The following is a 23734-nucleotide window of genomic DNA, read 5'->3' on the forward strand; positions in this document are numbered from 1 at the left end:
CAGGGAGCGGTCCGCACCCGTGGAAGTGCGCCCCGGGCAGACGCCCGCGCACTCCCAGCCGCTGATCCCGTACACCACGACGAGGGACACCATCGGACGGCAGCGCACGTTGCGTTGAAGACGCAGGTAGATCCGTTGATGAAGCCACTCACCTCACGTCCCGGTCAGACCGTCCAAGCTCGCGCAGTGCCCACCACTCCGCGGCACTTGGCCGCCGTTGCTGCCAGTAGGGGTGGAAGAACAGCCGATCCGACAGTCGGTACAAGCGCCGGCGCAGCTCGGTACGGCCGGGCTGCTCCGCAAGCTGCCGGTAGGTGGCGCTCCACTCCTGCTGCGCCCGGGCGAGGTCGGCGGGAAACGATCGCATGCTCAAATTCAAGCACGTGTTCGATTTACGAGTCCATCGAGGCGGAGGAGCTCGGCTGTGGTGTTGTGACTTAGTGCTTCAGTTGGACGCTCTGGTGCTCAGGGTTGTTGATCAACGCCTGGCGGCGCTCAGCCCTCGTCGGATCGCCACAACCAGCGGAGGGCATCGGGGAGCAGGACGCCGCCGTGGTTGGGGCTGTGGCCGCCGTCGCCCAGGACCAGGCGGAAGTCGTAGCCGGCTTCCGCGAGCGCGGCCGCGACGCGCAGGTTGTTGGCGAGCCAGTTCCACTCGGGCTCGTTCCAGTGCAGGTCGCGATGGCCCGCTTGGAGGAAGATGCGCAGTGGCTTGCTGGGGGTGTGGGGAATGAGGTCGGGGTAGGGGTTGCCGCCGGGCATCTGCGTGAAGCTGGACAGGAACGCGGTGACCCGGCGGAACTTGTCGGGGCGCAGCCAGGCCGCGGTGAAGGCGCAGTTTCCGCCGCTGCTGCCACCGCAGATGCCCCACTGATCGGGGTCCTCGGCGATCGAGTAGTGCCTGCTGACCTCAGGGATGATCTCGTTCAGGAGGAAGCTGGCGTACCGATCGTCGAACGCGTCGTACTCGGTGTTGCGGTTCTTCGGATCCTCGGCGTCGGGGAAGATGCCGGGGTCGACGAACACCCCGATGGTGACCGGGATGTCCCCCCGGTGCATGAGGTTGTCCAGGACGATCGCGCCGCGGACCTCACCCGCGGGGTCGAGGTACCACCATCCGTCCTGGAACACCATGAGCGACGCTGGTTCGGCAGGGTTGTAACTCGCCGGTACGTGGACCCAGAACTTGCGGGACGTGCCGGGGTAGATCGCGCTGTCGTTCCAGTCGAACTCGATCGTCTCGCCAGAGGGCACGCCGGGCTGTGCAGCAGAGTCGGGGCCGTGGGCGTAGCGAACGTCCGACTGGTGAATCGGAAGCGGCTGGTAGGGCACCTCGATCGTCACGCGGGCCAACCTAGGACGGATCGGGACCTGCCTCAAAGGGGTTTAGGGTCCGTCGCCCGGCGAGCTTGTTGCTTCGTCGCTCCGCAGACCGTGGCCGCCTCAGGCGAAGTCTGCTGCTGTGATGCCGTCGGGATGTCCGGACGGCCACTCCACCAACTCGATCCGGTAACCATCCGGGTCGGTGAGCCACGACGTCTTCGGGCCGTGAGGGCCGCCCGGGTACTGGAGGGGTTCGGGCCTCAGGCCGGCTTCGGTCAGCGTCTCCATGGTGGTGGCAAGCCTCTCCACCTGGATCGCGAGGTGGTCGAAACCGCTGCCCACGTCCACCGGTCCGTCGCCGGGGCGGTGGACCAGTTCGAGCGAGGCCGCCGGTTCGTCGGGGAACTTGAGGATCACGAGGCGAGCCCCGTCACCGGCCTCGACCCTGCCCAGTTCGGCGTAGCCCAAAGCGGCGTAGAAACCGAGCGAGCGGTCCAGGTCGGTGACGCGGTAGCCGACGAAGAGCGTCTTCACGCGGCCTCCTCGGGTCGATGCACCCGGTAGCGGAGATGCGTGACGTCTCGGTCCTCGAGCCGTCGGACGAGGTCGAGTTCGATGTGATCGCTACCCAGGTGGTCGAACAGCCGTCGACCGTCCCCGAGGAGGACCGGAACCAGGTGGATCTCCATCTCGTCCACCTGTCCGGCTCGGAGAAGTGCTTGGGCCGCCCCCGCTCCATGGACCATGACCGGCCGGTCCCCCGCGGCTGCGCGAGCCTGACGGGCGCAGTCCTCGACATCGGTGACGAAACGCGCGTGGCCGGGTGGCACGTCCCCGTCATCCACCTGGTGGGTGAGGACGAAGATCGGCACGCCGTCGTGGTGATCGCCCTGCCAGCGCCCGGCGAGTTCGAAAGTCCGACGGCCGGAGATCACCGCTCCGGTCGCCAGCGCTTCGCGGTAGACCTGGCCACTCGGACCGTCGGACTCCCGGTCGTCGAGCCAGTTGAAGAGCCGTCCACCGTCACGTCCGAGCTCCTGCCCTGGCCGATCGTCCGGTCCGGCGATATAGCCATCGAGCGACATCGACATGTACAGCCGAATCGGGTTGTTCATCCTGGCCATCTCTCCTCCGTGACACCGGGATCCGGCGTTTCCTGATCCGCCGACAGGGCGGGCTTGTCACAACGAAGACTTCAGGCAACCGGCAAACTCATCGGTCCGACGCGCCGACCTGCCTGCTGCCGGGCTGAGGAGGCAGGAGTCACGCCCCGTGGATCAAAAGCGGTCGTTCAGGCCGCGTGACTCTCGGAGCGTCCGACGAAGTGGCCGCGCTCGAAGCGGGCTCCGGCACGGACCAGGGCGACGAGGTGGGGTGCGTTCACGGCCCGCCACCGCTGCTGGGCGGACTCGACGAGCCTGAAGCCCATGGCCGGGGCGGCGGCCACGCGACGGCGCCCCGGGGGACCTTGGTACGCAGCCGGACAGTGGCGAAGGTCGACTCAATCGGGTTCGTGGTGCGCAAGTGAGTCCAGTGCCCGGCGGGGAGGTCGTAGGCCATCAGCTCGTCCACGTCGTCGGTGATCTTCTTGACGGCCTTGGGGAACTTCGCCCCCGGGCTGGGCGGACTTCGGCAGGGCGTTCGCAACATTGCCAATCTTATGAACCCAGCACCTTTGATGGCGGGTTTCGGGGAACACCTCGGCCAGGGGCCTGCCAGAAGCCGAGTGCGCCGTCACCGACCACAAGGACGGGAGCGCGCGCATGCCGCGGCGGGCGCAGTCACGCAGGAGATCCGCCCACGAGTCGGCGGATTCGCGGTGGCCGTCGCTCATGGCGATCAGCTCCTTGGTGCCGTCAGCGTCGGTGGGTCGGGAGGCTCACCACGGATCGTGTTGTCAGAGGCGGGTGAGATGGTGCGCCCATGGACACGCTCTTCGATCTCCCCGAACCGCAGGCACCGGAACAAGCCGTCATCGCCCACTATCGACTGGGGGACGACCAGTACGGCTCGCCTGCCGAACGTGCAGTGATCTTCGACGCCGAGCGGGCCATGACTGCCGCAGTCGAAGCGGCGGGGGTCGGTGAGGTCGACGGGAACGAGTTCGGTGGAGGGAAGGCCGTGCTGTACGCCTACGGGGCGGACGCCGATGCGCTCTTCAAGGTCATGGAGCCGACCCTTCGCAGACTGCCGTTCAGGCCGGCGTACGTCGTGCTGCGCCCGGGGAGCCGCCAGACGGAGTACCGAGTGGATCTGTGATGCGGTACCGCAGCGAAGTACCGCAGCCCCAGCAATCGGTGGCATGACCCTGGTGGCCGCGCGCGACCTCTCCCCCCCTCGGCATCCGCGCCGTCACCATCGCGCCCGGCACATTCCTCACGCCCGCCTACGGCGAGGCGGGTGACCAACTCGACGCGTACTGAGGGCCGCAGGTCCCGCACCCCAGGCGGATGGGCCGGTCCCCCGAGTACGCCGCCCTCGTCCAGCACATCTGCGAGAACGACCATCTCAACGGCGAGATCATCCGTCTCGACGGGACACTGCGCTTTCCACCCAAGTGAGCTCCACCGGGCGCCGAGCCTCGATGGAGTGCCGCCTCACGTGGACTCCCGCACCACCAGCCGGCACGGCACCGTGTGCACCCCCGCCACCGGCCCCGAGTCGATCGCCTCCAGCAGCTGCAGCGCAGCGATCCGCCCGATCTCGGTGAGGTCCATGTCGATCGTCGTCAGGGGCGGGCGGCAGGCCAGGGCCATGGTGTCCCAGTTGTCGTAGCCGACGACGGCGATCCGGCCGGGCACGTCCAGGCCCCGTTCGCGCAGTGCGTCGGCCACGCCGCGGGCGATCTGGTCGTTGCCGCAGAAGAAGGCGTCCGTGTCGGGCGCCGTGCGCAGTACCGCGTCGACGGCGCGGCGTCCCCAGGCCTCGCTCCACTCCCCGAAGTGGACGCGCCCGGTGGCGAGTTGGAGCGAGGAGCGCTCCAGCAGGTCGACCGCGTGGCGGGCGCGGTCGCGGGCGGCCGCGTGGTGTTCGGGGCCGGTGACATGGGCGACCCGGGTGCGGCCAGTCGCCAGCAGGTGTTCGACGGCGAGGTGGGCGCCGCCCCGGTCGTCGGAGACCACCGAGGTGTCGGACGGGTCGGTGGACGGGGAGAGCGCGTAGACCACGGGGATCCCGTCGAGGCCCTTCAGGGGCGGGCGCGGGTCCGTGCGGCGGCCGGTGACGATGATGCCGTCCACGCGCCGGTCCATGAGGTTGCGCAGGTGGTGCTGCTCTCGGATCGTGTCGCCGCGGGTGTCGCACAGCAGCACCGAGATCTTCCCGGCGCCGAGCGCGTCCTCGGCGCCCAGCAGCACGGGCGTGCTGAAACGGCCGATGCCGTCCGTCGTCATCAGCCCGACCGTCCAGCTGCGGCCGGTGTGCAGGCTCTGCGCGTGCTGGTTGGGCCGGAAGCCGAGCGTCTCCACGGCGTCCAGGACCCGCTGCCGGGTCTCCGGGCGCATCCGGCCGCTGCCGCTGAGCGCCTTGGAGGCCGTGCCCACGCTGACGCCGGCGAGTGCGGCGACATCGGCGAGCTTGGCCCGGCCGGCGGAGGGGGATCGCGGAGCAGCTTCGGTCACGGGCAATCCTTTTCTCAGTCGTGGCGTTCGACGGGTCGGCTCCGTCCATGGTCGCAGGCGGCTGCGCCGAGCACCAGCCCTTGAGCAACTAGAGAAATCTTACGCAGCACTCTTGACCGCGATTCCCCGTTTCCCCTCTACTTTGCGGCGAGGAAAACGGTTGCTCATCTTGTTGCTCATTCGTCGTTTTCGCATCACCGTCACGCCCCGCCTTCCACCTCCCGGAGAGCCATGCCGCACACCCCCTCCACCCAGCCCTCCCCCATCGGCCCGGTCCGTCTCGGCCCCGACGCGCACGCCGCCCTGCGCCCCGCCGGCGCCGAGGTGGGCGACGGCTTCTGGCACACCCGCCGCGAGGTCAATGCGCGCACCTCCATCCCGCAGGGCCCCCAACTGCTGGAGTCCGCGGGCAACTTGCACAATCTGCAACTGGCGGCGGGGCTCGTCGAGGGCGAGTTCCAGGGCGCGTACCCGTTCGTGGACACGGACGTCTACAAGTGGCTGGAGGCCGCGGCCTGGCAGCTGGCCCAGGGCCCGTCGGGCGAGCTGGAGTCCGAGGTCGAGAGGATCATTTCCCTGGTCGCCGCCGCGCAGCAGCCGGACGGCTATCTCAACACCTGGTTCCAGCTGGTCAAGGGCGGCGAGCGCTACCAGGACCTGCGCTGGGGCCACGAGCTGTACTGCGCGGGCCATCTGATCCAGGCGGCCGTCGCCCACCACCGGGCCACCGGCCGCACCCAACTCCTGGATGTGGCCCGGAAGTTCGCCGACCACATCGACTCGGTCTTCGGCCCGCCCGGCAGCGGCAAGGAGATCGACGGCATCGACGGGCATCCCGAGGTCGAGACCGCGCTGGTCGAGCTGTACCGGGAGACGGCAGAACGCCGTTATCTCGACCTGGCCGGCTACTTCGTCGACCGCCACGGCCACGGACTGCTAGGCGGCGAGGCCTACTGCCAGGACCGGGTGCCGGTGCGCGAGGCGACCAACGTCGAGGGCCATGCCGTACGGCAGTTGTATCTGCTGGCCGCCGCAGCGGACCTCGCCACCGAGACCGGGGAGGCCGAACTGCGCTCCGCCGCCGAGCGGTTGTGGCGCGCGATGACCACCACCAAGACCCATGTCACCGGCGGCCTCGGCGCGCACCACGACTGGGAGGACTTCGGCGACCCGTACGAACTGCCCAACGAACGTGCCTACTGCGAGACCTGCGCGGCCATCGCGTCGATCCAGTGGAGCTGGCGCATGGCCCTGCTCACCGGCGAGGCCCGCTACTCCGACCTGATCGAACGCACCCTCTTCAATGGCTTCCTTGCCGGGGTGTCGCTGGACGGCGAGCGCTGGCTGTACGTCAACCCGCTCCAGGTCCGCGACGGCCACACCGACCCCGGCGGCGACCAGTCGGCCCGCCGCACCCGCTGGTTCCGCTGCGCCTGCTGCCCGCCGAACGTGATGCGGCTGCTGGCCGGCCTGGAGCACTACCTCGCCACCGGCGACGACGGCGGGCTGCAGATCCACCAGTACGTCACCGGCCGCTACACCGCCGGCCCGATCGCCGTGCGCGCCGAGACCGACTACCCCTGGCACGGCTCGATCGCCCTCACCGTCGAGGAGACCCCGGCCGACCGGCCCTGGACTCTCTCCCTGCGCATCCCCGCGTGGTGCCGCGAGTTCCGGGTGCGCTGCGGGGAGCAGACGTACGACTCCCCCGTCGAGGACGGCTGGCTGCGGCTGGAGCGGACCTGGGCGCCCGGCGACCGTGTCGTCCTGGAGCTCGCCCTCGAACCCCGGCTGACCGCCGGCGACCCGCGTGTGGACGCCGTGCGCGGGTGTGCGGTGATCGAGCGCGGGCCGCTCGTGTACTGCCTGGAGCAGGTCGACCACCCCGGCGGCGGTCTCGACGACATCGTCCTGGACACCACCCGCCCGCTCGCCGTGAAGCACCGCCCCGACCTGCTAGGCGGGGTCACCACGGTCGTCGCGGCCGGACGGCGCCGCAGCATCCCGGACACGGGCTGGTGGCCGTACCGGAGCGCCGACACCCCCGAAGCCCCCACCGGCGGCGAGGCCGTCGAGCTCACCGCGATCCCCTACTACGCCTGGGCGAACCGGCAGGACGGCTCCATGCGCGTCTGGCTGCCCACCTCCTGACACACCCTCAGCACTGCCCTACGACAACGAGGTCACCCCGTGATACCCACCCGCCGTACCCTCATCGCCGCACTCGCCGCGGTCGGCACGCTCGCCTCCCTCACCGCCTGCGGTGGCGGCTCCGGCTCCTCGGACTCCTCCTCCGGCGGGTCCGGGGGGACGTACACCTTCTGGGACCCGTACCCCCAGTTCGACGCCTCCTCGGCGTGGGGCAAGCTGGTGACCGGCTGCGGGACCAAGGCCGGGGTGAAGCTCAAGCGCACCCCGTACGACACCACCGACCTGGGCAACAAGGCGCTGCTGGCCGCCCAGCAGGGCAACGCGCCCGACGTGATGCTGGTGGACAACCCGGTCGTCTCCACACTGGTGGAGGCCGGGATCCTCAACAAGACCAGCGACCTGGGCCTGGACACGAAGTCGATCCAGAAGAACATCATCGGCGCGGGCACCATCGACGACGCGGCGTACGGGGTGCCGATCGGGGCCAACACCCTCGCGCTCTACTACAACAAGAAGGTCCTTTCCGCGGCCGGCGTCGACCCGGCCTCCATCAAGGACTGGAACTCCCTTACCGCCGCGCTGAAGAAGGTCAAGTCGGCCGGGAAGAAGGGAATCACGTTCTCGGCGATCAACACGGAGGAGGGCAGCTTCCAGTTCCTGCCCTGGTTCTGGGGTGCGGGCGGTGACCTCACAAAGCTCAACTCGGCCAAGGGAGTTGCGGCTCTCACCCTCTGGAAGCAGTGGGTGGACGAGGGCTACGCGCCCAAGGACGTCCTGCAGAACACGCAGACCACCAGCTGGCAGGAGTTCGCCACCGGCGACTACGCGTTCGGCGAGAACGGCACCTGGCAGCTCGGGAACGCGGACAAGGCCGGATTCGACTACGGCATCATCAACGTCCCCGGGCAGCGCGGCGGTTCGGCGCCGGTGCCGACGGGCGGCGAGTTCGTGACCGTGCCCGTGCAGAAGGACACCGGCCGCTATGACGTCAGCAAGAAGATCGTCACGTGTCTGACCAGCGACGCGAATCTGCTGCCCACCGACACGACCCTGCAGTACGTCGCTCCCACGGCCGCCGTGCAGGCCGAGCAGGTGAAGCAGAACCCGAAGCTCAAGCCGTGGGTGTCCGCGGTCGCGGCGGCCCGCGGCCGTACCAGCGGCGGTCTGGGCACCAAGTACCCGACCATCTCCCAGCCGATGTGGACCGCCGTCCAGGCCGCGCTGTCGGGCAGCAAGAGCCCGCAGGACGCGCTGGACACCGCCCAGTCGAGCGCGCAGAAGGGCTAGGTCCGGCATGACCATCGCCCGGGTCGACCGTCCGCGGCGCGCACCGGCCGCCGCGGCGGGGGCGAGCGGCTCCGACACTCTGTCCCTGCGCCGCCGGCACCGGCGCAGGAGCCGCCTCACCGCGCTCGCCTTCGTCACGCCCCTGCTCGCCTACCTCGCCGCCTTCTACGTCTATCCGCTCTACCGCAACCTCGACCTGAGTCTGCGCGACTACACCGTCCGGTCGTTCGTGGCGGGGGATGCACCGTTCTCCGGCTGGGAGAACTTCCGTACCGTCCTGGACGACCCGACGTTCGGCCCGGCGATGCGGCACACGATGGTCTTCACCTTCGTGTCGATCGCCTTCCAGTACGTCATCGGGCTCGCCCTCGCGGTCTTCTTCAACCGGCACTTCCGGCTCGCGCCCACCCTGCGCGCACTGTTCCTGATCCCGTGGCTGCTGCCGCTGATCGTGTCGGCGTCGACGTGGTCGTGGATGTTCAACAGCGAGTCGGGAGTGGTGAATTACTTCCTGCACTTCTTCGGCGTCGACCCGGTCGGCTGGCTCACCTCGCCGGATTGGGCGCTGACGTCGGTGATCGTCGCGAACATCTGGATCGGCATCCCGTTCAACCTGGTCATCCTCTACAGCGGCCTGCAGAACATCCCGGCCGAGCTGTACGAGGCGGCCTCACTGGACGGGGCGAGTGCCTGGCAGCAGTTCCGCCGGATCACCTTCCCGCTGCTGCGCCCGGTGTCCGCAATCACCCTGCTGCTCGGGCTCGTCTACACACTCAAGGTGTTCGACCTGATCTGGATCATGACCAAGGGCGGCCCGGGCGACGCCTCGTCGACCCTGGCGACCTGGTCGTACCAGCTGGGCTTCGGCACGCTGCTGCCCAAGTTCGGCCCCGGGGCCGCGGTCGGCAACATCCTCATCCTCATCGCGCTCGTCTTCGGGCTGCTGTACATCCGCGTCCAGAGGAGGCAGGAAGCGTGAAGTCCCGTACGGCGAAAGGCCGTTACACGGTCGTCGGGCTCGTCCTGACCGCGCTGATGCTGTTCCCGGTGTACTGGATGCTGAACGTGTCCCTCACCCCGCAGCAGGACATGCGCAAGGACCCGCCAGACCTGCTCCCGCTGCACCCCACCTTCGAGGGCTACCGGGCCGTCCTGGACGACCAGTTGCCGTATCTCGGCACGAGCCTGCTGATCGGCCTCGGCACGGTCGCCCTCACCCTCGTCCTCGCCGCCCCGGCCGGCTACTCGCTGGCGAAACTCCGCCCGCGCGGCGGCGGCGCGCTGGGCCTCGGCCTGCTGATCGCGCAGATGATCCCCGGGATCGTCATGGCCATGGGCTTCTACGGCATCTTCCTCGACCTCGGGCTGCTCAACTCCTGGTGGGGTCTGATCATCGCGGACTCCACGATCGCCGTGCCGTTCGGCGTGATGATCTTCACGGCGTTCATGTCGGGCATCCCGGGCGAGCTCATCGCCGCCTCCCGCATCGACGGGGCGGGCACCTTCCGCACCTTCTGGTCGGTCGTGCTGCCGGTGAGCCGCAACGCCCTGGTCACCGTCTCGCTGTTCAGCTTCCTGTGGGCCTGGTCCGACTTCGTCTTCGCCAACACCCTTGACGGCGGCGGCGATCTGAGGCCGATCACCCTCGGCATCTACAAGTACATCGGCAACAACAACCAGGAGTGGAACGCGATCATGGCCACCGCCGTCGTCGCGTCCGTCCCCGCTGCCGTCCTGCTGGTCCTCGCACAGCGCTACGTGGCCGCGGGTGTGACCGCGGGCGCCGTGAAGGACTGACCTCCCTCGATTGACGCAACTCCCCACCCCCTATCTCCGTGAGGAGAACCCTGTCATGAGCCGCACAAGACCACCCGTAGCCGGCCGCCTCACCGCGAGCCTCGGCGCGGGCGCCCTCATCGCCGCCGCGCTCGCCACCGCGGCCCCCGCCCAGGCGGCACCCACCTCGTCGACGACCCTCGTCGTCAACGCCAACCAGACCCTGCGCCCGGTCACGCACGTCGCGACCGGCAGCCTCTACGGCCTCGCCGACGCGAGCACCCCGTCCGACAGCCTGACGGGCGCCCTCAAGCCGAACACGTTCGTGCAGATGGCGCCGGGCGGCTCCCAGCTGCCCAACGGCGAGCCCAAGCCCGCGGGCGACGCGCTCGTCGTGGCCTCGAAGGCGGCACGGGCCGGCGCCAAGGTCGTCGTACGCATGCCGGACTGGTACCCGAACTTCCCCTACAAGTGGGTGAGTTGGAGCGACTGGCTGTCGGCGGTCGACAAGCAGGTGGCGTCCGTGCAGTCCTCGGGCGCCACGAACATCGCCGCGTACGAGCTGTGGAACGAGCCGGACTGGACCTGGGACACCACCAACGCAGGTGCCTTCAACGCGGGTTGGGCACGCACCTTCAAGGAGGTGCGCACCAAGGACACCACGACCCCGATCCAGGGTCCGAGTTACTCGGCGTGGAACCAGTCCTGGATGAGCTCCTTCCTCACCGACGCCAAGGCCAGCGGCACCGTGCCGGACATCATCGCCTGGCACGAACTGCAGGGCAGCAAGGACATCGCCGCGCACGTCTCCGCCTACCGCGCACTGGAGAGCAGCCTCGGGATCAGCCCGCGGCCGATCGCCATCGAGGAGTACGGCACGCCCGACGAGATGGGCAACTCGGGGGCCCTCATCGGCTACGCCGCCAAGTTCGAGCGGGCGGGCGTCCATGACGCGGAGCTCGCCTTCTGGAACCACTACGGCACGCTCGGCGACACCCTGGTCGACACCGGCGGATCACCCAACGGCTCGTACTGGACGTACAAGTGGTACGGCGACATGTCCGGCAGCATGCTCGTCACCACGCCGCCCGCCCAGACGGGCATCGACGGCCTCGCGTCCCGCAACAGCGCGGGCAACCAGATCAGCGTCGTCGCCGGCGGTTGCACCGGCTCCTGCGCCGTCACCGTCAACGGCCTGTCGTCCCTGCCGGCCTTCGGCAGCACGGTGCACGTCAAGCTGGAGTACTCCCCGGGCACCGGCCGCACCACGGCCTCTTCCGGCCCGATCACCATCTCCGACGCCGACTACACGGTCAGCAACGGCTCCATCACCGTGCCGGTGACGATGAACGCCTCCGACGGATACCACCTGGTGATCACCCCGAGCGGCAGCTCCACCTCGCTCGCCGGCCGCTACCAGATCACCAACAAGAACAGCGCTCTCGCTCTCGACACCGTGAACGCGGGCACCGCACAGGGCACTTCGGTCGTCCAGGCAACGTCCACCACGGGCACCGACCAGAACTGGACCCTGACGGCCGCCGGTTCGGGCCTCTACAAGATCGTCAACCAGAAGAGCGGACTGCTGCTCGGCATCACCAACATGAGCACCTCGGACGGCGGCACCGCCGTGATCTGGGGTGACAACGGCACCGCGGACCACCTGTGGCAGCTCATCCCGGCCCGGGACGGCTACTACAAGATCGCGAACTACAACAGCGGTCTGCTCCTCGGCGTGGACGGCATGAGCACGTCGTCGGGCGCGCAGGTCCTGCAGTGGGACGACAACGGCACGGCGGACCACCTGTGGAAGCTGACGTCCCGGTGAGTCAGCTCCCGGTGAGTCACTTCTCCCGGTCGATGAGCCGGGCGAGGGTGTCCCGGAAGTCGTCCGTCTGGAAGGACTGTTCCTCGGCGGTCGTGGCGTAGTCGAGGGTGGCGAGCACCGCGCGTTCCAGGTGCATGTTCAGAACGCGTTTGGTGCTCTCCGCCGCCTGTCTCGGCAGTCCCGCGATCCGTTTCGCGCAGGCCGTCGCCTCGGCCAGCGGGTCGGCCACCACATGGTTGGCCAGCCCCGGGGCGACGGCCTGCTCGGCCGGGATGCGGGCGCCGGTCAGGGCGTACTCCTTCGCCAGCAGCAGGCTGGTGTGCAGGGGCCAGGTCAGTGGCCCGCCGTCGGCCGCGACCAGTCCGACCTGGACGTGCGGGTCGGCGAGACAGGCGTTCTCGGCCATGTAGACGATGTCGCTGAGCGCGACCAGGCTGCAACCGAGGCCCACGGCAGAACCGTTGACGGCGGCGACGACGGGGACGCGGCAGCGGACCATGTCGTCGACCAGGGCGCTGCGATCTGGTCAACTCGGCTGCGTAGGCGTGCCGTTGAGGGCCGCGCGGGCTTCCGCGGCTGGGAACGGTGTGCGTTTGGTGTGGGTCAGCAGGCGGTGGGCGAAGTCGTCGAAGACAAGGGCGGTTTGGGCGTGCCGGTCGATGATCTCGGCGGTCTGCGGGGGTACGCCGGTGGGTCGGCGGCCGGCGGTCCAGTCGCGCAGGAACGTCCGGAGGTCGACGTTCTCGGCTGTGCGCTTGACCAGGTGGTGGCGCAGGAGATGCGTCGGGACGTAGGAACGGTCGTAGACGAGGTGGTCGGTGACGAAGTCGGCTTCCTCCGGGGCGAGTTCGAAGTGTGAGCTCAGGGCGAGGCCGAAGTCCGCGAAGTACACCCGGCGGCCGTCGGTGAGCAGGTTGAGGAAGTGCGCGTCGAAGTGGACCAGTCCCCGCGAGCTCATGAACGCCGCTCCGCGGGTCACGGCCTCCTCGACCCACGGGACCGCGTCGCGGTTCTCGCCCAGCCAGGCGGCGAGCGTCTGCGGCACGTGCTCCAGGAAGAGCACCAGGCTGGACGACGACCGGCCGATGGCCTCCAACCGCCCTCGCACGGCGGCAGATCCCTCCCAGTGTTCTACGGCCCCTTCGACGCCCCCGAGTTCGTCGACGAAGCCCGCCGGCGGCCGGTCGGGCAGGATCCGCCAGTGGTACAGCAACGGAAACCCGGCGTACTCGCCCCGCAGTACCCACCCGTTGGCCATGAGGTGCGCGGCCAACTCCCGCCAGGCGCCGAACCCGGCCGACCCCACCCCGTACTGGTAGAACAACGGCAGGTCGAAGAGATTCGCCGTCGACCGCACATTCTCGGGCCGCAGTTCGAGGTCCGTCAGCGGAACGCGCTTCACGAAGACACGCACGCCCTGCACCTCCAGCTCCGCCGACCGCCCGCCGATGCCGGAGCCCAGCGCGGGCGCCGCGGCCACGGCGTCGGCGATCCTGCGGTCGCTGAGCAGACCGAGGGCCGAACTCACCGTGGCGTAGGCGGACAGGCGGGCGGGGCAGGGCGGTTCGGTTGCCGAGGGCATGGGCGGACTCCCGGGTCGATCGGTCGGAGCAGTGCGGGGCGCGGAGCGGCGCGGGCTCAGAGCAGTGCCGGGCGTTTCCACTCCCGTCCGAGGACATGGTGGTCGAGGAAGTTCAGCACCGTCTCGTACATGATCCGCAAATGGTTCGGCGACTGGATCGCGTGGCTCTCGTCCGGGAAGTACAGGAACCTGACGGGCACGCCGAGTTGCAGCAGGTCGTTGTGGAGCGCCAGGGCCTGGCCCACCGGGACCCGGTAGTCCTTGCCGCCTTGCACGATCAGCATCGGTGTTGCCGACCTCGCCATGTTCGCGGCGTCGAGGTGCGGTGAGTTGGCCTCGTAGCGCTCGCGCCGTGTCCGCGGGTCGCCGAAGATCTTCTGGAAGTAGGCGTGCATGTCCGTGTCGTAGTGGAAGGCCTCCAGGTTCCACATGCCGGCCTGCGTGACGAGCGCCTTGAACCGGTCGGTGCGGGTGGCGGTCAGGTTGGCCAGATAGCCGCCGTAGGACCAGCCGGCCAGGCCGGTCCGGCCGGCGTCGAGGTCCTCCCGGGCCAGTGCCGCGTCCGTCAGCGCGAGGACGTCACGGTAGGGCTGACCGGCGTACTGGCCGCGGCCGCGTTCCTGCATGCGCTGCCCGTAGCCGGTGGACAGGGCCGGGTCGGGCAGCAGCACCGCGTAGCCGCGGGCCGCGAACGCCCAGGGGTTCCACTGCCAGGTCCAGGCGTTCCAGGAGGCCTGCGGCCCGCCGTGCGGGACGACGACCAGCGGCGCGGGGCGCTCGGCCGAGGCGCCCTCGGGCAGGGTGAGCCAGGCGCGCAGCGGGAATCCGTCGTCCGCCTCGGTGTGCACCTCGGTCAGGGTGCCGGGGAGTTGGCCGAGGTTGCCGGGGGTCTTGAGGGGCGTGGGGTGTTGATCGGCCGTGGCGGTGTCCAGCCGGACCACTCGGGGCGGGCCGTCGACCGTGCAGTGCAGTGCGTAGAGGGTGGTTCCGTCGGGCGAGACGCACAGCGCGGAGTGGGCGCCGTAGGCGGTCAGGCGGGTGACCGTGCCGTCCGCGGCGCGGCGGAAGATGGGGCGGTGGCCCTGTTCGTCCCCGGTGAAGAAGACGGTGGCGCCCCCGGGGATCGGCGAGGGGACCGGGCGCCCAGGCCACGGCCAGTTGTCGAACTCCGGCAGCAGATCGGTCTCTTCGCCGGAGGCCAGGTCGAACGCGACGAACGTGACGCTCCACTCCGTGTCGTACGTCTCCTCCCGCTGCCGCTGGCAGATCAGCTGCGAGCCGTCGGCGGTGAACACCGGGCAGTAGTACTGGTGGCCGGGGCGCGAGAGGGTGCGCAGCTCGGCGCCGGTGGCGGCGTCGGCGATGACCACGGTGTTCGTGTCCGGGGTACGGCTGGTGGCGGCACGCGTGTGGACAACCAGCGTTCCGTCCGGCGAGAGGGCCATGTCCCCGCTGCCGGCGAGACCCTGGCTTCCGGCGTCGATCACGTCTCCGTCGGTGTGCAGGACGAAGGTGTGTGGTTCGTCGGGGCCGAGGTCGACGCCCCCGCCACGGACGGGGCTCGCCTCGTACAGGACCGCGTTGACCTTGGCGTTCTCGCGGTCTTGGCGAAGCCGGGCGTGCGTCTCGACGTCGGCGGCGCCGGGCAGCAGACCGGCGGTGTAGGCGACGGTGCCCGAGCCCCTGGCGACGGTGAAGGACCTGATCCCGCCCGGGTGTTGGGCGATCTGCTCGGCCTTGCCGTGCTTGGTGAGCGCCCACAGCGCCACACTCCGGGAGTCGCCTTTACCGTCTGCGGATGTGCCGTTCTCGCGGCCGGAGAGGAACAGCAGCGTGCCGTCGGCGGCGAACGCGGGAGCGAACTCGCCCTGGCCGGACCCGTCCACGAGGCGGGGCTCTCGCTCGCCGGACGGGTCCACCTCCCACAACGTCGGGACATACCTCGTCCCCTCGTCGTCGATCGTCTCCACGGAAAGGATCAACCGGGTCCCGTCGGGCCCGAGGACCAGGTCCGTGGGACGCGGCTCCGCGATGAGCCGGTCATGGAACGCGGGGACATCACTCGGGGCGTAGTCCATGACGATCATCCTGCACACCAACGGCCCAGGCGGCTACGGCCGTTCCTCCTCCAGCACCTTCACGTCCCAGGCACCCAGGGGGACGGTGTCGTCGTAGACGGCGTCCGACAGTACGTCCCGGACGGGTGCAGGCACGGGGACGGACACCGCGTCCCAGGACCAGTTGTGGAGGAAGCGCACGCGGCGGCCGTCCGGCGCGGCGGCCGTGGACGAGGTGACGCTCGGCGCGTCGGGGCGCCAAGTGCCGGTCGGGGCAGCCCAGTTGAGCAGGACCCTGGCGAAGGCGGGGTCGGGGACGGTGCCGACGTAGGTGATACGGCCGTCGCCGTGCGGGTGGGTGGTGACGGCCGGCCAGCGGCCGAAGTGCGGGTGTTCGTACACCGCCAACTCCTCGGCCCCCTGCGGCCGCAGACCGTCCGCCCAGTGCAGGGCACGGGCCTCGGGCGGGAGTGCGAGAGCGGCGGTACCGGTGACGGAAAGCGGTGCGTCGAGATTGCTGAACTCGTCGTACGTCACCGCGGCCGCGACGGCCAGACGTGCGGGCTGGGCGTCGGTGCGGGCGCGGGCCTCCTCGTCGGCGTAGGCGGTGCGGGGGCCGAGGACGAGGTGGCCGCCCTGCTCGGCGTAGGACTTGAGGCGCTCGAGAATCTCGTTGTCGGCGGCGTAGTACGCGGGGACGACCAGGACGGGCGGCAGGTCGACGTCCGCGAGTTGGCCGGGGTGAAGGATGCGGGCTTGCAGGCCCGCGTCGAAGGCACCCCGGTAGAAGGCGTCGAAGATCCTCTCGTACGAGCGCGGGTCCGGGCCCCCGTCGGGGCCGACGAGCGGCGGCTGGCCCTGCAGGGCCCACTTGCTGGGCCCGTCGTAGAGGAACGCGACGTCCGCGTCCGGGGTCAGGGCCGAGACCAGGTCGCCAGCCTGCTCCAACTCGGCTCCCAAGGCCGCGAGTTCACGGTAGACGCGGCCGGGGCGGCCGTTGTGCGGGAGGATGCCGCCCCAGTAGGTCTCGGCGCCGTAGTGCAGGGTGTGCCAATGCCAGTACTCGATCATCGAGGCGCCGCGGGAGATCAGCGCCCAGGCGGCCTGGCGCCACTGGCCGTCGTAGGCCGGGCGGTTGTTCCAGGGGTAGCTGATGGCCTGGGCGTTGGTCTCGGTCACCAGGAAGGGCTCCTGGCGGGAGGAGTACATGCGGTCGGCGCTGCGGTACAGCGCCCAGGTGCCGTTGGTCGTCCAGTCCTGGCCGCTGCCGCCCTGGTCGGGCAGGGCGAGGGCGTCCTGCATCGTGTAGTAGGGGTTGCCCGCCGTCACGTCGAGGTGCCCGGTGAGCTTGTCGTCCTCGACGGCCGGGCGGTCGTAGGAGATGCAGGTGGTGACGAACTGGCCGGGGCGGGCGTACTCGCGGACGATGTCGGCCTGCCAGGCGATGAACTCCGTGACGAGGCGTGCCTGGAAGCGGCGCCAGGCCAGGTCGTACTGGGGCTGGGCGTTGCCGTCCGGGGTCCACAGGTCGGCCCAGGTGGACAGGCGGTGCGACCAATACACCAGTCCCCAGGCGCGGTTGAGGGTTTCGACGTCGCCGTACTGTGCGCGCAGTTCGTCGGTGAAGCGCTGGAACACGCCGTGGTTGTGCAGGAGATGGAGGCCGGGTTCGTTGTCGACCTGGAAGCCGATCACGGCCGGATGGTCGGCGTACCGGGCGGTGATCTTCCGGATGATCCGCTCGGCGTGGAAGCGGAACGCGGGGTGGGTGAAGTCGACCTCCTGCCGGGCGCCCCAGCCGATGCGCTCGCCCGTGCGCGACTCCCCCGCGATCTCCGGGTACTGCCGGGCCAGCCACGGCGGTACGGCGTACGTCGGCGTCCCGAGGATGACCGAGATGCCGCGCTCGTGGGCGCCGTCCAGGACGGGCTGGAGCCAGTCGAGGTCGAAGCGACCGCTCGTAGGCTCCCAGGTCGACCACACCGACTCGCCGACCCTGATCACGGTGAAGCGGGCCTCGGCCATCAGGTCGAGGTCGTCCTTGAGGCGCTCGTGGGGCTGGTACTCGTGGTAGTAGGCGGCGCCGAACAGGACCCGGCGGGGAAGCTCGAACATCCTTCTCCAATACGGTGGTTACGTGGTTGACGGTGGTTGAGTGGTCAGCGGCCCTCGGCCCGTCAGCCTTTGACGGCGCCCGTGGACAGGCCCTCGAGGAGCTGTTTGCGCAGGACGACGAAGAGGGCGACGGCGGGTACGACGGCGATGACGGCTCCGGCGAGCACGAGGTCGTACTGGCGTTGTTCCGACACGAACAGGGTCTGCAGACCGAGCGGCAGGGTGTACTGGGAGCTGTCGGAGACCAGCACCAGCGGCCACAGGAAGCTGTTGTAGCTCTGCAGGAACTGCCACACGGCGAGCGCGCCGAGGGCGGGCCGCAGCAGGGGCAGCACGATGGTGCGGAAGATCCCGAACTCGCTCGCCCCGTCGATCCTGGCGGCCTCCAGCACGGAGTCCGGGATGGACTGCACTATGTACTGCTGCATCATGAAGATCCCGAACGCGGGCGCCACCCACGGCACGATCAGAGCGAACCACGGGCTGCCGAGGCCGGACTTGACGAGGATCACGAACAGCGGCACGAGGATCACCGCGAACGGGATCGACAGCGAGCTGAACATCACGTTGAACAGCAACTTCTTGCCCGCGAAGCGGAACTTGGCGAAGCCGTAGCCGGCCAGTGCGCAGACGAAGACGGACACGGTGGTGGCGACGAGGGCGACCACGGTGCTGATCAGGAACCAGCGCCAGAACGGCTGCCCGGAAAACAGGCGTTGGTAGTTGTCGAGGGTGAACGGGTCGGGGATCAACCGGGGCGGATAGCCGAAGATGTCGCCGCGCGGCTTGAAGGAGCCGCTCAGCGCCCACAGCAGCGGGGCGAGGAAGGCCAGGAGCAGCAGGACCAGTGCGCCGTAGAGAGGCACGCGGGTACGCATCATCAGGTGGCCCTCCCGATGCCGAGGAGACGGTTGAAGAGCTGGCTGAGTCCGAAGACGAGGACGAACAGCACGACGGCCGCCGCGGCGGCGTAGCCGAACTGCTGGCGCTGGAAGGCGGCGCGGTAGATGAACATCGTCACGGAGAGGGTCGATTCGGCCGGGCCGCCGCCGGTCAGCAGGTACGGCTCCTCGAAGATCTGGGCCGCGCCGATGAAGGAGGTGACGACGACGAAGGCGGTCACCGGCTTCAGCGCCGGGAGGGTGACGGTGGTGAAGGTGCGGATGCGTCCTGCGCCGTCGAGGGCTGCGGCCTCGTACAACTCCCTTGGCACGTTCTGGAGTCCGGCGAGGAAGAAGACGGTGAGGTAGCCGGTCCAGCGCCACAGCATGACCAGGCCGATGCTCACCTTGGCCAGGCCGGGGTCGCCGAGCCAGTCGACGCCGCCGGTGCCGAACAGGGCGCGCAGCACCGAGTTGATCAGGCCGAACTGCCGGTCGAAGAGCAGGCCGAAGATGAGCGCGACGAGGATCGGGGAGACGACGATCGGTACGAAGTAGGCGGTGCGCCACAGGTCGCGGGCGCGCAGTCCGCGGGTGTTGAGGGCCTGGGCGATGAGCAGGGCGAGCGGGACGACGACGCAGACGGCGACGAGGACGAAGACGGCCGTGTTGCCGAGGGCGCGGTGGAAGCTGATGTCGGTAGCCAGGAGCCGGTAGTTGCGCAGTCCGACCCAGCGCGGGGTGCCCAGGCCGACCCATTCGGTCAGGCTGAGCCACAGCGAGACCGCGACCGGGAGCAGCATGAACAGGACGTAGAGGAGATAGAAGGGCGAGACGAAGAGGTACGGCGCCCAGGGCTTGCGGGGGCGGTGAGCGGTGCCGGTCTCGCGCGTGTGCTCGTCGGCGGCGCGGGCCCGGCCCGCGATGGCGGTGGTCACGGCAGGTCCTCCTAGCGTCCGGCCTGGTCGCGGTAGTCGGCGGCGGTCTGCTTCAGGGCCTGGCGCGGGCTGACGTCGCCGCGGTATGCGCGCAGGAGGTTGCCGGCGAGGACGTCGAAGAGGATCGACTGGTCGGGGCTCTGGTAGAAGGCCGGGACGTCCGGCAGGAGTGAGCGGTAGAGGGTGAACAGCCGCTGTCCACCGCAGAATTCGTCCTTCGTGGCGTTGAGGCGGGGGTCCTTGTACACCGAGCGGCGGGTGGGCAGGTAGCCGGTCTCGGTGAAGCGGCGTACCTGGCCTTCGTGGGTGAGCCACGTGTTGAGGAGGAAGTCGGTGGCCGCCCGGGTGTTGGCCTTGTCCTTGACGACGCCGAAGCCGGTACCGCCCAGCGCGGCGGTCACGCCGCCGCCCTTCGTGAACCTGGGCAGTGCCCGCACCCGCCATCTCCCCTTCTGCTCGGGCACGTTGGCGACCAGGCCGTAGTTCTTGTACCAGATGGCCATGGGCAGGCCGACGACCCTGTTGGTCTTCAGGGCGGTCTGCATCGCCGCGCCGTAGTAGTCGGAGATGTCGATGACGAAGCCGGTGCGCAGCCCCTGGCACAGGAAACGGAGCGCCTCCTCGGCCTCCGGCGAGTCGAGCACCAGCTTCCCGTCGGTGTCGAAGAAGGCGCCGCCGCGCTGGTAGAGCAGCATCTGGAAGGACTGCACGACCTGGCCGGTGTCGCTGCCCACGGTGGAGACGACACACAGCGAGGCGCCGTGGTCCTTGTGCACGCGGGCGCCGACTTCGGCGAACTCCTCCCAAGTCGACGTATCTGTAGGGAGGTTCCACTTCGTGAACAGGTCGTCGCGGTAGTAGTAGACGACCATCGGGGTGTCCGAATCGAGGGCGTAGACCTTGCCGTCCTTGCTGTAGGGGGCGGTGCGGGCGGGCAGCAGGTCGTCCTTCAGGCCGGGTACGGCGGCGATGTCGGGGGTGAGGTCGTGCAGCAGGCGCGGGGCGATGTCGCCGCGCAGCATGCGCGGGAAGCTGCCGATCTCGAAGCCGACCATGTCTGGTGTGCCGCGGCCGGCGACGGCCTGGGCGAGCAGCTTGGTGACGAGGTCGGCAGGACCGGCGCGGGTGACGTCCAGGTGATAGCGGAAGTCGGTGAGCCGGTCGGCCTCGGGGATGCCCTTGCGGAAGAAGGCCTCGTATCCGGGGTCGTGGGTCCACAGGGAGAGGGTGACGTCGCCGGTGGTGCGGGCGGTGGTGCTCTCGCTTCCACAGGCGGTCAGGGCCGCGGCGGCGCCGAGACCGAGGGCACTGCGCAGCAGGGTGCGGCGGGGCATCGCGCGCCCGGGCGGGGGCGGGTGTCCTGGGACAAACACACGTGACTCCTCACGTGGTGCGGCTACGGAAGTGCGTGCGGCGGCCGTCCCGGGCGGCGCACGCGGGCAGGGCGGACCGGGCCTGCGGCGGTGTGCCGCGGGCCGTCGCGCCGACGGTTGAGCGGTGGTTGAACGGTTGGTTGAACGCCTGGTCGAGCGAATCGTTCAGCGGTCGGTCCGCCGGACGGGCGGTGCGGCCTCCCGAGGCGGTGCGGTCGAGCCCCGTACGGTCAACTCGGTGGCGACATCGGTGTGTTCGGCCCCGCCGGGTCTGCCCTCGATCATGGCGATCAGCTTGTCCACGGCGCGCTCGGCGACGGTGGTGAAGTTCTGGCGGACGGTGGTCAGGGGCGGTGAGAGGTAGGCGGCGGCGGGGATGTCGTCGTAGCCGACGACGCTCACGTCGCCCGGGACGGACAGTCCCGCCTCGGCGAACGCGCGCAGCACGCCGATCGCCATGTCGTCGTTGGCGGCGAACACGGCGGTGACGTCGGAGAGTTGGGCAAGCTGTCGTCCGGCGGCGTACCCGGAGGACGGGCTCCAGTCGCCCTCCAGCGGCAAGGGTGGCTCGGGGGCACCGGCGGCTGCGAGGGCCTCGCGCCAGCCCCGTATGCGGTCACGAGCGGCCCACCAGTTCTGCGGGCCGGGGATGTGCCAGACGGTGCGGTGGCCCAGGGAGAGCAGGTGCTCGGTCGCAAGCCGGGCGGCGGCCACGCCGTCGGCGCCGACCACGGCGCTCGTCCCGTCGGTGAGCTCGAGCCCCTCACCGAGGCTGACGACGGGCACGTCCGCGCTGAGCCTGAGTGGGGTGCCGTCGTCGATCGGCTCGGACAGGACGATGCCGTCGACGCCCTGCTCCAGCAGTGCTTCCACGGCCACCGAGACCCGATGCCCTTCCAGAGTGCTGGCCAGGGCGAACGAGTAGCCCGCCTTCTGCATCGCCCGTTCCAGGGCGATGAGCAGGGTGGACGGGCCGTACAGGGCGGTACCGAGCGAGACGACGCCGATGCGCCGGTACCGGCCCAGGAGCAGGGCGCGCGCCGCGTTGTTCGGGCGGTAGTCCAGCTCCTGGATGACCCTCAGCACGCGGTCGCGCACCTCGGGGCTGACGTGCGGCTCGCCGTTGACGACCCGCGACACGGTCTTCTGCGAGACACCGGCGGTGCGCGCGACCTCGGTCATCGTCGTGGCCACGTGCCCTCCAGGTGTCGTCGGACTTGGACTACGTAGTCAAGGCTGCAGGACTGCCGAGAAGCGCCCGCGGATGACTACGTAGTCAACTCATGTCAGTGTCGGGATTCCCGGAAGGGCGTGTCAAGGGTTCGTGCGACTATGCGTACGGCAGCGGGCTGCCGTACGACGGCTGCCGTGTCCCGCTGCAAGGAGCGCGTGCGGGGTGGGGGTCCAGGGCTGGGCGGGCCGTCGGACGGCGTTCCCGATCGGTACGACCCGGCGGTGGGCCCCGTCCTGCAACACCTCTTCGCTCCATCGGGCGTCAGCGTATCGGCGTCGGCGCAGCCAGCAGCCCGGCCAGCAGGGCGTCGGTCGCGGGCCCCAGCAGTCGTCCGGCGTCGGGCGCGGATTCCAGGCCGGCGACGAGCGCGAGGCAGATGTCCGCCGCATCGGCGGGCTCGATCACGGCCGGAGTGCCGGCCTCGGTGAACAGGGCGATGAGCAGGTGCCGTAGATCGGCCGTGAAGGTGTGGCAGGTGTCGGCGAACAACCGGGCCTTGTGGTCGAGGAGTTCGGCGGTGTGCGGGGAGTCGCCGGAGAGTTGGAGGACCAGGTCGAGCTTGGCGGCCAGGACGCCCCGGATGCGGTCGGCGCAGGGGGCGTCCGGGGCCGTGGCCGCCTTCCGCGCCCGCGCGAGCGCCTGACCGTGCAGGCGGGCGGCGAGCTGCCGGAAGGCGTCGTCCTTGTTGCTCACGTACAGGTAGAGCGTCGACCGGGACACGCCCATGCCGGTGGCGATGTCGTCCATCGTGGTGCGCCGCACGCCGTACCGGGTCAGGCAGTCGTAGGCGGAGTCGAGGACCTCGTCGAGCCGGTCGGCGGGCATGGTTCAGCCCAGCTTCTTCAGCAGTTCGGCGGCGAGCGGGGCGGAGGAGGCCGGGTTCTGGCCGGTGACGAGGTTGCGGTCGACGACGACGTTCGGCACCCACGGCTCGCCGACCTGGACCCGCACGCCGGCCTCGGTCAGCCGGTCCTGCAGCAGCCACTTGGCCTTGTCGGCGAAACCGGCCTGGGTCTCCTCGGCGTTGGTGAACGCGGCCACCTCGTACCCGGCGAAGGAGTTGGTGCCGTCGGCCTTGGTGGCGGCGAGCAGCGCGGCCGGGGCGTGGCAGACGACGCCCAGCGGCCTGCCGGACTCCAGGGCGAGGGTGAGGAGCCTGCCGGAGTCGGCGTTGACCGCCAGGTCCTCCATCGGGCCGTGGCCGCCGGGGTAGAACACCGCGGCGTAGTCGTCGAGGTTCACGTCCTCGACGCGGATCGGGTTCTGCAACTCGGGGGCGGATGCGAGGAGTTCGGCGATCCGGTCGGCGTTCTCCTGCCCGCCGTTGACCTCGGCCGCGAGGCTGCCCTTGTCGACGGTCGGTACGACGCCGCCCGGCGCGGCGACGACGATCTCGTGGCCGGCGGCCTTGAAGGCCTCGTACGGCGCGGCGGCCTCCTCCGCCCAGAAGCCCGTGGGGTGCTGGGTGCCGTCGGCCAGCGTCCAGTGGTCGGCGCCGGTCATCACGAAAAGGATCTTCGACATGGTGTCTCTTTCTGAGGTGGCGGGTGGTGGGCGTTCTGACACTGC

General features: G+C 69.8%; 22 protein-coding genes and 1 pseudogene. 6 read left to right on the forward strand and 17 right to left on the reverse strand.

Annotation, left to right across the window (positions count from 1 at the left end):
- Positions 1-148: 148 nt before the first annotated feature.
- The 6 genes and pseudogenes from ACFY1L_RS41680 to ACFY1L_RS41705 all read right to left on the reverse strand — a co-directional run.
- Positions 149-367 (reverse strand): hypothetical protein, encoded by a 219-nt coding sequence (locus ACFY1L_RS41680; protein WP_388837065.1) that lies wholly within the window; start codon positions 365-367, stop codon positions 149-151.
- Positions 368-495: 128 nt separating this feature from the next.
- On the reverse strand, positions 496-1344 hold the full coding sequence (locus ACFY1L_RS41685) for an alpha/beta hydrolase (RefSeq protein ID WP_388837068.1): 849 nt from the start codon (positions 1342-1344) through the stop codon (positions 496-498).
- 99 nt (positions 1345-1443) lie between these two features.
- Positions 1444-1857 (reverse strand): VOC family protein, encoded by a 414-nt coding sequence (locus ACFY1L_RS41690; RefSeq protein ID WP_388837071.1) that lies wholly within the window; start codon positions 1855-1857, stop codon positions 1444-1446.
- Positions 1854-2438, reverse strand: a complete 585-nt coding sequence (locus ACFY1L_RS41695; RefSeq protein ID WP_388837074.1) for a dihydrofolate reductase family protein — start codon at positions 2436-2438, stop codon at positions 1854-1856. The genes ACFY1L_RS41690 and ACFY1L_RS41695 overlap by 4 nt, the downstream gene beginning before the upstream one ends.
- A gap of 176 nt (positions 2439-2614) precedes the next feature.
- Entirely contained in the window at positions 2615-2770 is a 156-nt protein-coding gene (locus ACFY1L_RS41700; protein WP_388837076.1) for a hypothetical protein, read from the reverse strand.
- Between the two features lie 54 nt (positions 2771-2824).
- Positions 2825-3175 (reverse strand): annotated as a pseudogene (locus ACFY1L_RS41705) (transposase); the annotation flags it as partial.
- A gap of 71 nt (positions 3176-3246) precedes the next feature.
- On the opposite strand from ACFY1L_RS41705, the gene ACFY1L_RS41710 reads away from it, so the two are divergent.
- Positions 3247-3582, forward strand: coding sequence for a hypothetical protein (locus tag ACFY1L_RS41710; protein WP_388837079.1), 336 nt, complete (start codon positions 3247-3249; stop codon positions 3580-3582).
- A gap of 338 nt (positions 3583-3920) precedes the next feature.
- Here the strand turns inward: ACFY1L_RS41710 and ACFY1L_RS41715 are convergent, their stop codons facing one another.
- Entirely contained in the window at positions 3921-4943 is a 1023-nt protein-coding gene (locus tag ACFY1L_RS41715) for a LacI family DNA-binding transcriptional regulator (protein ID WP_388837082.1), read from the reverse strand.
- 231 nt (positions 4944-5174) lie between these two features.
- Here ACFY1L_RS41715 and ACFY1L_RS41720 point away from each other — a divergent pair, with 231 nt between their 5' ends.
- From ACFY1L_RS41720 to ACFY1L_RS41740, 5 genes are read left to right on the forward strand one after another with little or no spacing between them, the layout of a single operon-like run.
- Complete coding sequence (locus ACFY1L_RS41720) at positions 5175-7094, forward strand: glycoside hydrolase family 127 protein (RefSeq protein WP_388837085.1); 1920 nt, start codon at positions 5175-5177, stop codon at positions 7092-7094.
- A gap of 39 nt (positions 7095-7133) precedes the next feature.
- Positions 7134-8381, forward strand: a complete 1248-nt coding sequence (locus ACFY1L_RS41725) for an extracellular solute-binding protein (RefSeq protein WP_388837087.1) — start codon at positions 7134-7136, stop codon at positions 8379-8381.
- A gap of 7 nt (positions 8382-8388) precedes the next feature.
- Positions 8389-9360, forward strand: a complete 972-nt coding sequence (locus tag ACFY1L_RS41730; RefSeq protein WP_388837090.1) for a carbohydrate ABC transporter permease — start codon at positions 8389-8391, stop codon at positions 9358-9360.
- Positions 9357-10178 (forward strand): carbohydrate ABC transporter permease, encoded by an 822-nt coding sequence (locus ACFY1L_RS41735; RefSeq protein ID WP_388837093.1) that lies wholly within the window; start codon positions 9357-9359, stop codon positions 10176-10178. The genes ACFY1L_RS41730 and ACFY1L_RS41735 overlap by 4 nt, the downstream gene beginning before the upstream one ends.
- A 55-nt stretch (positions 10179-10233) precedes the next feature.
- Positions 10234-11985, forward strand: a complete 1752-nt coding sequence (locus tag ACFY1L_RS41740; RefSeq protein WP_388837096.1) for an RICIN domain-containing protein — start codon at positions 10234-10236, stop codon at positions 11983-11985.
- Positions 11986-12001: 16 nt separating this feature from the next.
- Here the strand turns inward: ACFY1L_RS41740 and ACFY1L_RS41745 are convergent, their stop codons facing one another.
- The 10 genes from ACFY1L_RS41745 to ACFY1L_RS41790 all read right to left on the reverse strand — a co-directional run bounded on the left by ACFY1L_RS41745 (position 12002) and on the right by ACFY1L_RS41790 (position 23689).
- Positions 12002-12484 (reverse strand): enoyl-CoA hydratase/isomerase family protein, encoded by a 483-nt coding sequence (locus ACFY1L_RS41745; protein WP_388837099.1) that lies wholly within the window; start codon positions 12482-12484, stop codon positions 12002-12004.
- A 27-nt stretch (positions 12485-12511) separates the two neighbouring features.
- Positions 12512-13567, reverse strand: coding sequence for a protein kinase family protein (locus tag ACFY1L_RS41750; protein ID WP_388837102.1), 1056 nt, complete (start codon positions 13565-13567; stop codon positions 12512-12514).
- 56 nt (positions 13568-13623) lie between these two features.
- Positions 13624-15645 carry an alpha/beta fold hydrolase gene (locus ACFY1L_RS41755; protein WP_388837104.1) on the reverse strand — a complete coding sequence of 674 codons (2022 nt, stop codon included), beginning with the start codon at positions 15643-15645 and terminating at the stop codon, positions 13624-13626.
- Between the two features lie 33 nt (positions 15646-15678).
- Positions 15679-17739 carry a beta-galactosidase gene (locus ACFY1L_RS41760; RefSeq protein ID WP_388837107.1) on the reverse strand — a complete coding sequence of 687 codons (2061 nt, stop codon included), beginning with the start codon at positions 17737-17739 and terminating at the stop codon, positions 15679-15681.
- Between the two features lie 62 nt (positions 17740-17801).
- Positions 17802-18620: a carbohydrate ABC transporter permease gene (locus ACFY1L_RS41765; protein ID WP_388837110.1), complete on the reverse strand. Its 819-nt coding sequence runs from the start codon at positions 18618-18620 to the stop codon at positions 17802-17804.
- Positions 18620-19558, reverse strand: a complete 939-nt coding sequence (locus ACFY1L_RS41770) for a carbohydrate ABC transporter permease (RefSeq protein ID WP_388837113.1) — start codon at positions 19556-19558, stop codon at positions 18620-18622. Before ACFY1L_RS41770 ends, ACFY1L_RS41765 begins: the two co-directional genes overlap by 1 nt.
- A gap of 11 nt (positions 19559-19569) precedes the next feature.
- A complete protein-coding gene (locus ACFY1L_RS41775; RefSeq protein ID WP_388837116.1) occupies positions 19570-20892 on the reverse strand; it encodes an ABC transporter substrate-binding protein in 1323 nt (440 codons plus the stop codon).
- 204 nt (positions 20893-21096) lie between these two features.
- Positions 21097-22125, reverse strand: a complete 1029-nt coding sequence (locus ACFY1L_RS41780; RefSeq protein WP_388837119.1) for a LacI family DNA-binding transcriptional regulator — start codon at positions 22123-22125, stop codon at positions 21097-21099.
- Between the two features lie 301 nt (positions 22126-22426).
- A complete protein-coding gene (locus tag ACFY1L_RS41785) occupies positions 22427-22990 on the reverse strand; it encodes a TetR/AcrR family transcriptional regulator (RefSeq protein ID WP_388837122.1) in 564 nt (187 codons plus the stop codon).
- A 3-nt stretch (positions 22991-22993) separates the two neighbouring features.
- On the reverse strand, positions 22994-23689 hold the full coding sequence (locus tag ACFY1L_RS41790; RefSeq protein WP_388837125.1) for a type 1 glutamine amidotransferase domain-containing protein: 696 nt from the start codon (positions 23687-23689) through the stop codon (positions 22994-22996).
- Positions 23690-23734 lie beyond the last annotated feature (45 nt).

This window comes from Streptomyces sp. NPDC001663, from assembly GCF_042893105.1.
Classification (GTDB): Bacteria; Actinomycetota; Actinomycetes; order Streptomycetales; family Streptomycetaceae; genus Streptomyces.